The sequence below is a fragment of the Bradyrhizobium sp. AZCC 2262 genome, assembly GCF_036924535.1.
Classification (GTDB): domain Bacteria; phylum Pseudomonadota; class Alphaproteobacteria; order Rhizobiales; family Xanthobacteraceae; genus Bradyrhizobium.
This window is the reverse complement of the sequence record NZ_JAZHRT010000001.1, coordinates 6,125,837-6,138,681: the sequence shown is the minus strand read 5'-3', so window position 1 is coordinate 6,138,681 and position 12,845 is coordinate 6,125,837. Positions and strand designations below refer to the sequence as shown.

The window sequence follows — 12,845 nt, the reverse complement described above, 5'->3', positions numbered from 1 at the left end:
CAAGCACGGCCTTTTTATTGCCTTGCTGGCATGTTGCCTCATGTTGCGAGGACGACGTCAGAACTATTCCGAAACAAGAATCTCACGTAAAGACTTGGGCATGGCCACGGCATCGCCGAACATTCTTGTCGTCGAAGACGATCGCGAGACGCGGACGCTGATCGCGAAATATCTGCGTACCAACGCCTGCAATGTGACGACGGCAAACGACGGACGCGAAATGGCGCGGGCGATGGCCGACCGTCGCGTCGATCTTCTTATCCTCGACGTCATGCTGCCCGGCGAGGATGGCCTCAGCCTGTGCCGCAAGGTTCGCGCAGAGTCGCAAATGCCCATCATCATGCTGACCGCGCGCGGCGAGGACGTCGATCGGATTCTCGGGTTGGAAATGGGCGCCGACGACTACCTTGCCAAACCGTTCAATCCGCGCGAATTGCTGGCCCGGATCAACGCCGTGCTTCGCCGCCAGGCATCCGCCCAGACCGTCAGCGCCACCGATGGCGCAACCGCCCTCAGCTTTCTGGGGTGGCGGATCGATTTCAGGTTGCGGGAGCTTCGCAATCCAGCCGGCGCGCGGGTTGCGATGACCAGCGCCGAATTCGATCTGCTGCGTACCTTCTGCGAGCGGCCAGGCCGCGTGCTGTCGCGCGACAGCCTGCTCGATCTCACCCAGGGCCGCAACGTCGGCTCATTCGAGCGAAGCATCGATGTGCTGGTGAGCCGTATCCGGCGCAAGATCGAACCCGATCCACTAGACCCCACCATGATTAAGACGGTGCGTTCCTGCGGCTACATGTTCACCCCCACGGTGGATACGGTCACACCCCCAGCAGACAGCCGATCATGAAGCTGCTCGGTTTTCTGAATCTGAGGGGTATCAGCGGACAGATCGCAGCGCTGGTAATCGCCTCGATCATTGCAATTCACCTGATCCTCACCACAACCTTTCTTATCTACCGGCCGGACTTGACGCCGGTCGGCCGCGGACACAGTCAGCTGGCCGCGGTGGTCCAGCTTCTCGGCGCCACGCCCATGGCCGAACGGCCACGGCTTTTCGCCGACGTCGCGCGGGCCTTTCCGCAACTGGACATTAGAGATCTTGCGCCGGGTGCTGCTCCAGCGGCGGACCAACCGGATGGTCCAAATCTGCGCAGTCTGCATCGCCACCTCGGCAGCAACTACCGGATATCGTCACTCCCGCATGAAGACACCCGCAAGGTCGGTATTGCGCTGCCGGATGGCGCGATGATTTCCGCAAGTCTCCTGCCGGACCAGCGGCCACGTCCGTTCTGGATTGGACCGTGGTTCCTGACATTGCTGTTTGCCGCCATCAGCGTCACGTTGCTTGGCCTGTGGACGGCGCGCGCCTTGACGGCGCCGCTGTCGTCGTTCGCCAGCGCCGCCGAAAGCTTCAGCCTGAACGGCGCCCCTGCGCCGCTGCCCGAACGCGGCCCCGAAGAAATTCGTTCGGTTGCAAAGGCGCTCAACCGCATGCGGGAACGGATCAGCACCCTTATCGACGACCGCACCAGGATGCTGGCCGCGATCAGCCACGACCTGAGGACTCCGATCACCCGAATGCGCCTACGCTCCGAATTTATCGAAGACGATGGGCATCGTAGCTGCATGTTGGGCGATCTCGATCAGATGCGATCGATGCTGGAGTCGGTGCTTTCCTTCCTGCGCAACGACCGTAGACTCGAATCCATGACGCTGGTCGACATCGCCAGCACGTTGCAGCTCATCACCGATCAATTCGCCGATATGGGACACAAAGTCGCTTACTACGGGCCGCAACACGCGATGGCCACGTTGCGGCCAGACGATCTGCATCGCAGCATTACCAATCTTGTCGAAAACGCGGTCAGATTCGGTGCCGAGGTCACGATCCGTCTAAGGATGTCGCCAGATACCGTGACGATCGACATTGAGGACGACGGTCCCGGCATTTCCGATGCGCGCAAGGATGCGATGCTCGAACCATTCGTGCGTGGCGACGTCGCGCGGAACATGGATGAGGCCGCCGGCTTTGGTCTCGGGCTTTCGATCGCCCGTGCTATCGTGCTGGCGCACAGCGGCGAGCTGTCGCTCCATGATCGGCAACCTCATGGGTTGATTGCGCGCGTTGAATTGCCGGTTCACCAGCAGAGCCAGGAGGCCGCGGCCTGAGCACGCAAAATCCCGAGCAATGATGTTCGCCCGAAGCCACATGAGCCGAACTCGTTGCGGCTCCAATTACCATTGAGCAACATTTCAAAATGACTGGAAACGTTTCGGAGGCTTTTTAGCCGCATCCACACTTTAGCGTGCCGCTCGGAATGGCGAGGGCGCGTTGGGCATGAATGTTGGAATGCAGTTGCGGGGAGGCTTACTGGCCGTTCTGATGATGTTGGCAATACCGGTCGCTGCTACGCTGTCATCGTCGCCTGCGGTCGCCCAAACGGTGTCTTCGATTGAGGTCGAAGGTAACCGGCGGGTCGAAGTCGAGACCATTCGCTCGTATTTCAAGCCGGGTCCCGCCGGGCGCCTGGATCAGGCGCAGATAGATGACGGTCTGAAGGCGCTGATCGAGACCGGATTGTTCCAGGACGTGAAGATCACCCAGACCGGTGGTCGCCTGCTGGTGACCCTGGTCGAAAACTCGGTGATTGGCCGCATCGCCTTCGAGGGCAACAAAAAGGTCAAGGACGAGCAGCTTTCGGCCGAAATCCAGTCCAAGCCGCGCGGAACGCTGTCGCGTCCCATGGTGCAGTCGGACGCTCAGCGCATCGCCGAAATCTATCGTCACTCGGGGCGCTACGACGTGCACGTTACCCCCGAAATCATCGAGCAGCCGAACAACCGGGTCGACCTCGTCTTTACGATCGAGGAGGGGTCGAAGACCGGCGTCAAGTTGATCGAGTTCATCGGCAACAACGCGTATTCGTCCTATCGCCTCAAGGACGTCATCAAGACGCACGAATCCAATCTGTTGAGCTTTCTCGGCGGCAACGACGTCTATGACCCGGACCGGGTCGAGGCCGACCGCGACCTAATCCGCCGGTTCTATCTCAAGAACGGCTTTGCCGACGTGCAGGTGGTGGCCGCGCTGACCGAATACGATCCGGAGCGCAAGGGTTTCCTGGTCACCTTCAGGATCGAGGAAGGCCAGCAATACCGGGTCGCGTCGGTGGATTTCCAGTCCTCAATCGCAACCCTGGCTCCGAACGTGCTGCGCTCGTTCTCGCGCGTCAGCGTTGGTTCGCTGTACAACGCCGAAGCACTTGAGAAGTCGGTCGAGGAAATGCAGATCGAGGCGTCGCGACGTGGCTACGCCTTCGCGATGGTGCGTCCACGCGGCGACCGCAATTTCGAAGCGCACACCATCTCGATCGTCTTCACCGTCGACGAGGGTCCGCGCAGCTATATCGAGCGCATCGATATACGCGGCAACACCCGTACCCGCGATTACGTGATCCGCCGCGAGTTCGATCTTTCCGAAGGCGACGCCTACAACCGCGCGTTGGTCGATCGCGCCGAACGCCGCCTGAAGAACCTCGACTTCTTCAAAAGCGTGAAGCTCGTCACCGAGCCCGGTTCCTCCAGCGATCGCGTGATTCTGATTGTTGATCTTGAGGAGAAATCGACCGGCGACTTCTCGATATCGGGTGGCTATTCGACCACCGACGGCGCGCTCGCGGAGGTCAGCATTTCCGAACGCAACTTCCTCGGCCGCGGCCTGTTTGCGAAGGCGTCGGTAACCTATGGCCAGTATGCGCGTGGTGCTTCGCTGTCGTTTGTCGAGCCCTATTTGCTGGACCACCGCGTCGCCCTCGGCCTTGACGTATTCTATCGCGAGCAGCTTGCGAACGATTACGTTTCGTACGGCACCACCACGCTCGGCTTCAGTCCGCGACTTGGATTTACCTTGCGAGAAGATCTGTCGCTGCAGCTTCGATATTCGCTCTATCAGCAGTCCATCACGCTGCCCACCACGCTCAACAACTGCAATAACCTCGCGGGGCCGGCATTTTTCCCGACGCCGACTTACATCAATACGGTTCTGGGCGGTGTCGACCCGACCGGTAATGCCCAGGCCGGACTGCTTCCGGGCTGTTTGTCGGACGGAGAGTCTTCACTACCAGTCCGACAGGAATTGGCAAACGGCGCGACATGGACGTCGTCGCTGGGCTATTCGCTGAACTACAACACCCTCGACAACAACAAAAATCCGACAGACGGCCTGCTGATCGACTTCAAGCAGGATTTTGCCGGTGTCGGAGGCGACGTCAGCTACCTGAAATCCGCCATCGATGCGAAATACTACACCCCGCTGGTTGCCGATATCGTCGGGGTGATCCACGCCCAGGGCGGCATGCTCAACAGCATGGGCAGTCAGCTTCGAATGCTTGACCAATTCCAGATGGGTCCAAATCTTGTTCGTGGCTTTGCGCCAAACGGGATAGGTCCGCGCGATCTCACCTTCTACCCCTATACCGGATCGGGCGACGCCTTGGGGGGTACCAAATATTGGGGCGTGTCGGCGGAACTACAGATGCCGTTCTGGTTCCTGCCGAAGGAGGTCGGTCTTAAGGGCGCGGTCTATGCCGATGCGGGGTCGCTTTGGGGCTATCAGGGTCCCACCTCCTGGACCGCAACGGGGGAAGTGAATTCACCGACCTGCCCGACCTGTGCCATGCAGTATGACGACACCAACATTATCCGGACTTCGGTGGGTGTGGGCTTGATTTGGCAGTCTCCCTTTGGACCCCTTCGCTTCGACTATGCGGTCCCGCTGACCAAAGGCAAGTACGATATCGTGCAGCAATTCAAGTTCGGTGGCGGGACGTCGTTTTGACATTCAACTCCAGAATATGTTGCTTCAGATGGCGGGAGGCACCAAAACAGAAGAGAGATTTGTTGCGCACGACGTCCGCTCGCGGCATGAGCATCGCCGTGGGATTGCTCATGATGGCCGCACCCTACGCTTCTGCACAATCCGTTCCAGCCGGAGACGCGGGGCGTGGCCCCAAATCGACCAAAGACGCTCCGCCGACAAACGGCCCCGATATCTGGGACGCCAATCATGATGGTATCAATACCTGCGAGGAGTGGAAGAGTTACCTTGATCGGCTATTTAACCTGGCCGATCGCAACCGCGACGGACATCTCGATACAGCCGAATTCACCATCATCCGTCGAGTCGGGACTGCCTTCGCCGATGCAGACTTCGGCTACTTTGACGAAAATCAAGACGGAAAGATCACCCACAGCGAATTTGTGGACAAGCCGAGTGAATTTATTTTGCAGAATGACAAGAACGGTGATTGCCGCGTCACGCAGGACGAAATGAAAGGCGCAAGCGCTGATCGAAAACCGCAGAGTGGCAGGGGCAAGAAATTCTGAGGGGCGACGTCGCCTCTTGCACGACGCAAGCGCGGGCCAGCCAACAATGTGTTGCGCCGTATTGCGCCAGAAAAAGTTAGCGCATTGTTGTCTCGGTTTGTTTGGTCTCCAGCACAGAGACAGCGCGGCCCTCAATCAGCCGCTGGCCTGGATGTGGGGCCGTCATTCGGCCTGCTTATAGATGAGAGTTGGCCCGGAGTTCCTCCAGCAGCGCGGCGAACGCCGGAGAGGGGTGACGCCGGTTAGGGTAATAGAGATGGTAGCCGGAGAACGGCGGGCTCCAGTCTTCCAATACCCGGACCAGGCGTCCATCGGCGATGAACGGCGCCGCCATGTCTTCCATCACGATCGCCAACCCCGCGCCATGCAGGGCGGCGTCGATGAGCAGGTGCATGTCATTCAGGACGAAGGGGCCATCGACCTGGAAGTTGACGCTGCGTCCGTCGCGCTCGAACTCCCAGGCATAGAGGCCGCCGGAGGTCGGCAGGCGGATGTTGCAGCAGCGGTGATGCGTGAGGTCCTGCGGTTCGATCGGGATGCCGTCGTCAGCGAGGTAGGCCGGGCATCCGACCACCACCATCGGTAGATCAGAGCCGATGCGCAGGGCGATCATATCCCGGGCGATCTGTTCCCCCAGCCAGACACCGGCGTCGTACTGTTCGGTGACGATGTCCGTGAGAGCGGGTTCGATCGACACCTCAACCTTGATGTCGGGATAGCGCGAATTCAGCCGAAGCAGGGCGGGCCACAACACCGTCTGAACGGCATGCCGGCCGGCGGTAAGCCGGAGCGATCCCGAGGGCAATTCGCGCAGCTCGCTGAGCGCATTAAGCTGGGCCTCAATCTCGCTCAGAGCGGGGCGAAGGGTGCTTAAGAGTCGCTCGCCCGCAGGCGTCGGCATCACGCTGCGGGTCGTGCGCGTGAGCAGACGCAGCTTCAGGCGCTCTTCCAGCCGGCGAACCGACTGGCTTAAGGCTGACTGCGACTTCCCAAGCTTGGCCGCCGCCCGTGTAAAACTGCGGGCATCAGCGACGGCGGCGAAGATCGCGAGATCGCTCAGTTCGTCGTTCAGCATTCATAAGTCCGACTAATAACTTCATGCGCGATTACCACTCTAATCGGCTGCACGCGGCCAGTCCATCTTCACACCACACCACCGACGGCCAGCGCGCCGACGGCGCTCGGCCGATCCGGTTCGATAGGAGTTGCAACATGCGTATGAGAAAGTTGGGCGCCCTGGAGGTGTCTGAACTCGGCTTTGGGACCCTGAGCTTCGCTAGGACCTACGGCCAAGCGCCGGAAAAGGCCGAGAGCATCCGTGTCATTCGCGGGGCCCACGAGCTTGGCGTCACCCTGTTTGACACTGCCGAGGTCTACGGTCCCTGGACTAACGAAGCCCTGGTCGGGGAAGCGCTGGCGCCCGTCCGCAACGAGATCGTGATCGCCACCAAGTTCGGCTTTGACATTGATCCTACGACGGGCGAACGCCGCGGGCTCAACAGCCAGCCGGAGCACATCAAGCGCGTAACGGACGCGATGCTGCGACGCCTCGGCACGAGCCACATCGATCTTCTCTACCAGCACCGCGTCGATCCGAACGTCCCCATCGAGGACGTCGCCGGCGCGGTGAAGGACCTGATCGTGGCCGGCAAGGTGCGCCACTTCGGTCTTTCAGAAGCGGCGGCGGACACCATTCGCCGTGCCATGCCGTCCAGCCTGTCACCGCGATCCAAAGCGAATACTCACTGTGGACCCGCGACCCAGAGCCGGAGGTGCTGCCTCTCTGCGAGGAACTGGGCATCGGCTTCGTGCCCTGGGGCCCGCTCGGGACCGGCTACCTGACCGGCAAGATTGCGAGTACCTCGAGCTTCGGTGTGAACGACTTCCGCGCGGGATCCCCGCGATTCACTCGCGAGGCGATGAAGGCCAACCGGCCTGTGGTCGAGGCGGTCGAACAGCTTGCCGCGGCCAAGGCTGCCACGGCCGCGCAGGTGGCGCTCGCCTGGCTCCTCGCAAAGGGCCCAGCATCGTGCCGATCTTCGGCACGCGCCGCCTGGACCGCGTGAAGGAAAACCTCGGCGCGGCCGAGGTGAGCCTTTCCGATGAGGACATGGCCGCTATCGAAGCGCGCCTGGCCCGGATCGAGGTCGCTGGCGAGCGACTACCGCCCGCTGTCCTCAAAATGTCTTACCGCTAATCACCGCACCCGGAGTAAGAAGATTAAGAGCGTGAATCGGGCCGGAGCGGCCTTGTGGTCTCTGCCATCGGCCTCGGCTGTATGGGTATGAGCGCAAACTACGGCCCGCCAGCCGACAGGGTCGAGATGATCGCCCTGCTGCGTAGCGACAACCGTCAACTACACCTCAAACCTCCTTACATGCACCGCCGCAGCCGTTATTGAGCGGGTTGGGGGCACTTGAAGAATCGAATGCTGCACCGCGTTCAAGGGTGTGGTCCTGCCCAATTGGCGCACAGACCCCAATCGGCGCGTGTTTGGCGGCCGGAGCCGGTGACGCCGCCAGCCTGTCAATCTACAGTCGGCAAATGCCGGATCGCAAATTCAATCTGACCATCGGGAAGCTGTCGCCATTTCTCGATGACTGGCAAGAAGCCGCTGCGTGGAGGCTGGTCAATAAACTCGCGGGCTTTGCAGCGAGCCGCATCAACGGGCAGCGTGAATATTTGTGACTGCTGCGTGCCGGACATTTGGTCTGCCAAATCACGCGGGCGGGCGATCATGTCAGAACTCCGAGGTTGGTCAAACCGACGATCGCGTACATCCGACCGTGGGATTAGATAATTGCAATCAATCCGGCTGTCTTGTCCCCGCTGTCCACCGAGCTAGCGGAGCGGCTCCATCCATCTATCTCGCGCACCTTTGGCGTCGCTGCATGGCGCCGCTCCAGGTAACGGCGGAAGCGCAATGGGCGTTCTCATCACCGATAGCCGCCGCGGGCTGAGCATCTTTAGCTGTTGAGCCTCGCCGGATTGAATGTTCCTCTTCACCGTGAGCAGCGATGAAATATTCGCCGCGTCAGGCGCAATACGACCGCTTGGTGCAATTCACTTAGCTAGCCGGCGCGCGACAACGGAATGATTTTATCTCCTTCGAGAGCCAACGCTGTAATATGGTCTGCCCACCACTGCATCATTCTTCGACGGTCAGGCATCCACTCCGCAGCGTTGTAAGCGCGTCGCACTTCATTTCGTTCTACGTGCGAAAGCTGGCGTTCGATCCAATCTCGGTTGAACAAGTTGGTTTCGTTCAAGATCGTGGAAGCGACGGCGCGGAAACCGTGCGTCGTGGCGCGGCCGTGATATCCCATCCGGTAGATGGCATAGAGCATGGTGTTGCTGGACATGCAGTCGCCTTTTCCGGGCGAAGGAAAGATGTTGGGGCTGCCGCCCGAAAGCGCGCGCAGCTCGCGCAATACCGCGACGGCTTGGCGTGACAGAGGCACCAGATGCTCCAGGCGCACTTTCATGCGTTCGGCCGGAATGCGCCACACAGCGGAATTTTCATCCAGGTTCTCCAGTTCGCTCCACTTGCCGGCGCGCAGCTCAGTCGTTCGAAGAAACGTCAGGGTTACCAGTTTCAATGCAAGTTTGGTCTGCTGCTCGCCACTGTAACATTCCAACTTCTGCAAGAACGTTGGTAGCTCTGAAAGCGGCATCGCTCTGTGACGCTGCGGTTCTCCGGTGGCTCGTAAGGCGTCCTTGAGATCAACAGAGGGGTCCCGCTTCGCTCGGCCGGTTACGATAGCGAAACGGAATATTTGTCCGACGAGTTGCTTTAGCCGTCGCGCCGTTTCGTTCACCCCGCGCTTCTCGACTTTGCGCAGCATGTCCAGCAGTTCTGGCGGTTCGAGCGCCGCAATCGGACGGCGGCCGATCGCCGGGAAAGCATCCGCCTCCAGACGTCGGAGGATCTGGGCAGCGTAGTAGGGGCTACGTGCACCTTTCCAGTTTTCGTGCCACTCGCGCGCGACGGCCTCGAAGGTATTGTCAGTCGCAATCTTTGCGGCCCGCTTACGCTCCTGTTTGACTACGGAAGGATCGATGTCAGCAGCAAGGTTACGTTTGGCTTCATCCCGCGCAGCGCGCGCCTCCATCAACCCAATGGCCGGATAGACGCCGATTGCGAGGGTGCGTTGCTTGCCACGCCACCGATAGGCCAAGCGCCAGTATTTGGCTCCGTCAGGATTGATTAAGAGGTGCAAGCCACCGCCGTCGGAGAGCTTGCATGGCTTGATTTGCCCCTTGGCATTCCGGCACTTCGTATCCGTGAGCGGCATGTTGGTATCTCGCTTGGGCTTCGATAAGATACCAACAAATATGCCAACAAAACGGCGGGATGTTAGCAAACGGCATGCGAACGTCGGCGAACGTTTGAACGCCGCAGACCATTGGAAAATTGGGAAAAGTATCGTTTTAGCGAATGAGGACGCATCGTTGCGAACGCTGGCGGACTATCAATGTGGTGGGCCCGGCAGGACTCGAACCTGCAACCAGACCGTTATGAGCGGTGGAAACTCGTAGTATTCCCACTAGAAATGCCCATTTTCATTGAATTTTGACGACGTTCGTTTCCTTCTTTTCCACTCGTTTCTGAGGCGAAGCTGAGGCGGTAGGCTTGGCCGTCATCTTGGCGACGGCATCCTTCAGGTGGTCCGGGTGGTGGTGCCCGTACACGCGCAACAATGTCTCGACGCTCATGCCGAGATACCCGGCGGCTTGCCATGGGTCGGTACCGTTCTGCATTAGCCACGTTGCTGCGGTGTGCCGTAGCGTATGCGGCGAAACGCCGGGCCCGAGCTTGGCCAGCGTCACCGCATGTTTGAACGCGGTCTTCACGGAAGATACACCGTCGCCGTTGAACTCGACAAAGTGTCGCGCAATAATCTTGCGTTCCTTCCAGCGTCGCAGGTGTGCCAGCAGGCGCGGTGGAATCGGCATCGGCGGCTGCCGTTTGTTAGTCTCCTGCTTTCCCTGGGCGCGTCGGTAATAGACGCCACGTTCAAGGTCGACAAAGGACCGCCCGATAGCTGCGGTCGGCGATGCTGACGCAATAGCGCCCGCGCGTGTCCCGCTATAGACCCCGATAAGGATGAACCGGGCGAGATGGCGGAGGGGTCGCTTATTCGTTTCAACCTGCTGTCCCTTATTGGGTCCGCGGTGCACGGTCTGTATCTCGCGGGCGCGCCAACACGTCCAGATTAGATGGGCAGCTTCACCGCGGGTCAGCCATCGATCGCGGGCAGGGCCCTTCTTGGGAAGCGTGACCTTCACAATGGCACGGTGCAGCCCTTCCGCCGCATGGTTGGCGATGGCTGCCCTGAGATCCTCCAGATCTCGGCGGGCACCGCCTTTATTGCCACGGTGTTGTTGGTACTCACGGCACGTGGTCCGTGTTACCTCCGACAACATGAGCTTTCCCCAAAATTCTTTGAGGCGCCCGATCCGGTTGAGATACTTCTGAGCGTCGGAGTTCTCGACGTAAAGGTCGGGGCGGTCGTCAATGAAAATCGAAAGCACGTCGGCGACGGGGATTTTCTCTAAGTCTTGTTCCTTGCGCGCCGGCGCGTACTTTTTTGCAATATAGTTCTTGAGGACTTGCTCAGCCGCTGCAACTTCGCGTTCAGCGCATCCAGTGGCGTAATATCCCGTGCCGTCCCGGATGACCCAAGTGGCTTGATGAGTGAGCTTTCCGGCCCTGTAGCGGGCTGGTCTGAGGTGGAGACGGGCACCCTTACTTCTACGCGGCATCGGCCACGCATCCTTTCAATTTCATTGAGGGTCGTAAACGCCTTGCCTGCAATAATCTCGATCGTAAGCCGCCCGCGCTTCGCTTCTCGTCTCAAGCTGCTCTCCGAAATACTCCGATCCGGAAACGCGATCGCAGCTGCTACGGACAGCCTCAGCGGTGTATCAGGTCCTATGTTCTCGAACGATGTTAGCGCTGATTTGCGCAAGGGTCATCTCACAAATGATTCAAGCGAGCAAGCGGCCGCAAGTAGCGCCCACGGAAGCCCTCAAGGTGCTCGGCTACGATATTTCCGACTTAATACGTTCGAGCGAAGCACCGCATTTGTGCAGAACTCCCTATCGCATCGCCCAGCAGTTCCAGGAAGAAAGCCGAAGTGCTTTTGCGGTTCTCGATTTCTATGACCAACTCAAACGCTCTTTTGCGTCTTACTCAACTGCGTGCAGGAGAAATTTGCCGCAACATGGCCCGAGGCTAGGAAAGTGGGCTTCACTTCGTATGGTTTAGTGCAACTAGAGCCGTGCGATCATATTTTTGTAATCAATGCCATTTCCTCACTCTGGAGGAATTCGCGTTGGACCTGCCGAGCCTCCATTTCGGTCCCATTGTTGGACTGGACGACTGAGCAGAAAAAGCAAGGCACGATCAGTAGTTAAGCATGGTCGCCGTCAGCCATGCTGTACCAAATGCAGTACTGGCCATCTTCAAATAGCCAACTAGCGGGCAATTTCGCGTTGTTGTTTTCGGTTGGTAGCCGCTTCGTAGCGCAGCGTATCGTGCCAATCCAGCAACTGACCTCTTCGAACAAATGGCCGCTCTGAGATATCCCAGGAAGGTCCAGCGCAATTCAGGAGCATGATCGTCACCCATCTTCCCGGTCGAAGGCCCTTCGTGGCGAAGGGTCGTTGACGTTCAGGCGTTAGATCTCGCTAACTGCGGATGGATGGGCCTAGCTAAAACCCTATCACGGACTGGACCGAATAGCATTGTCGTGCCTCCAACGCCTAGTGAGGCGGTAGCCCTAAAAGAGTATTTTCGTGGAATTGTCGGCCTTCGGATTCCAATCTCGCGGATCACGGCGGCCATACACACTACTCGCACGGAAGGTTCGACGACCCGATCGTATCGCCAATCCGAAAAAATGCCGGGATCTTTCGCAAGACCCCGGCAAGTTAGGGAGGAGACACCTGACAGGTGTCTACCGCTATTTGCCAGTCGATTGTGACCGGCTCCGTAGCGGCGTACGGAATCAAAATTCGGGCAGTCAGCTGCTCGGAAGGGTCAACGAATTCCAACCGCATCGAGCCGCGTCAGTACCTTACGAGAGCGCCATAGATGTTCACGGTTTCCAAATTCGCGGTGTGGCGCATCACGTGATATTCGATCTGGATGCCGTTGCCACCACCGTGCACGTCGCGGGACACGCGTGCGATATCGAGCACCTCGCCGCAATTGTTGCACTTGACAATCGAGATCATCTCCGAGGCCATCTTGCCCTCGTCCATCTTGCGGTATGCCTCGGCCCGAAGACAGATTCAGTCTCATGGTATTGGTGGCATACGCAATCCGCGCTGCACGGCCGGCCGCGCCAGCCCCTGCTCGAGCCAGGGCGGTCTAGTACGGGAGCGAATGGATTGGGCTCCCGCACATTGTTGCCGATACTAAGAAAATACACCCCACGAGAAGCGTCGGTTGT

8 protein-coding genes, 1 tRNA gene and 2 pseudogenes are annotated in these 12,845 nt (G+C 59.3%); 5 read left to right on the top strand and 6 right to left on the bottom strand.

Translation table 11 applies throughout. From position 1 onward, the window contains the following. Window positions 1-100: 100 nt before the first annotated feature. From V1283_RS28765 to V1283_RS28750, 4 genes are all read left to right on the top strand, one after another. Entirely contained in the window at window positions 101-847 is a 747-nt protein-coding gene (locus V1283_RS28765) for a response regulator (protein WP_334389977.1), read from the top strand. Continuing rightward, complete coding sequence (locus tag V1283_RS28760) at window positions 844-2,169, top strand: ATP-binding protein (RefSeq protein ID WP_334389975.1); 1,326 nt, start codon at window positions 844-846, stop codon at window positions 2,167-2,169. Before V1283_RS28765 ends, V1283_RS28760 begins: the two co-directional genes overlap by 4 nt. Window positions 2,170-2,338: 169 nt before the next feature. After that, entirely contained in the window at window positions 2,339-4,837 is a 2,499-nt protein-coding gene (gene bamA / locus V1283_RS28755) for an outer membrane protein assembly factor BamA (protein ID WP_334389973.1), read from the top strand. A gap of 62 nt (window positions 4,838-4,899) precedes the next feature. Further along, the gene (locus V1283_RS28750; RefSeq protein ID WP_334389972.1) at window positions 4,900-5,385 is read left to right on the top strand and encodes an EF-hand domain-containing protein; all 486 of its coding nucleotides are present in this window, start codon (window positions 4,900-4,902) and stop codon (window positions 5,383-5,385) included. Window positions 5,386-5,560: 175 nt separating this feature from the next. On the opposite strand, the gene V1283_RS28745 is transcribed toward V1283_RS28750, so the two are convergent. Next, window positions 5,561-6,460 (bottom strand): LysR family transcriptional regulator, encoded by a 900-nt coding sequence (locus V1283_RS28745; RefSeq protein WP_334389970.1) that lies wholly within the window; start codon window positions 6,458-6,460, stop codon window positions 5,561-5,563. 137 nt (window positions 6,461-6,597) lie between these two features. Here V1283_RS28745 and V1283_RS28740 point away from each other — a divergent pair. Continuing rightward, window positions 6,598-7,582 (top strand): annotated as a pseudogene (locus V1283_RS28740) (aldo/keto reductase). Window positions 7,583-7,911: 329 nt separating this feature from the next. Here V1283_RS28740 and V1283_RS28735 read toward each other — a convergent pair. The 5 genes and pseudogenes from V1283_RS28735 to V1283_RS28715 form a co-directional block, all read right to left on the bottom strand. Further along, window positions 7,912-8,124, bottom strand: coding sequence for a hypothetical protein (locus V1283_RS28735; protein ID WP_334389969.1), 213 nt, complete (start codon window positions 8,122-8,124; stop codon window positions 7,912-7,914). Window positions 8,125-8,456: 332 nt separating this feature from the next. Beyond that, window positions 8,457-9,680, bottom strand: a complete 1,224-nt coding sequence (locus tag V1283_RS28730; protein ID WP_334389968.1) for a tyrosine-type recombinase/integrase — start codon at window positions 9,678-9,680, stop codon at window positions 8,457-8,459. 183 nt (window positions 9,681-9,863) lie between these two features. Beyond that, window positions 9,864-9,944, bottom strand: a tRNA-Ser gene (locus tag V1283_RS28725). 4 nt (window positions 9,945-9,948) lie between these two features. Then, entirely contained in the window at window positions 9,949-11,151 is a 1,203-nt protein-coding gene (locus V1283_RS28720; protein WP_334389967.1) for a tyrosine-type recombinase/integrase, read from the bottom strand. Window positions 11,152-12,480: 1,329 nt separating this feature from the next. Further along, window positions 12,481-12,660 (bottom strand): annotated as a pseudogene (locus V1283_RS28715) (acyl-CoA dehydrogenase); the annotation flags it as partial. Window positions 12,661-12,845: the final 185 nt, after the last annotated feature.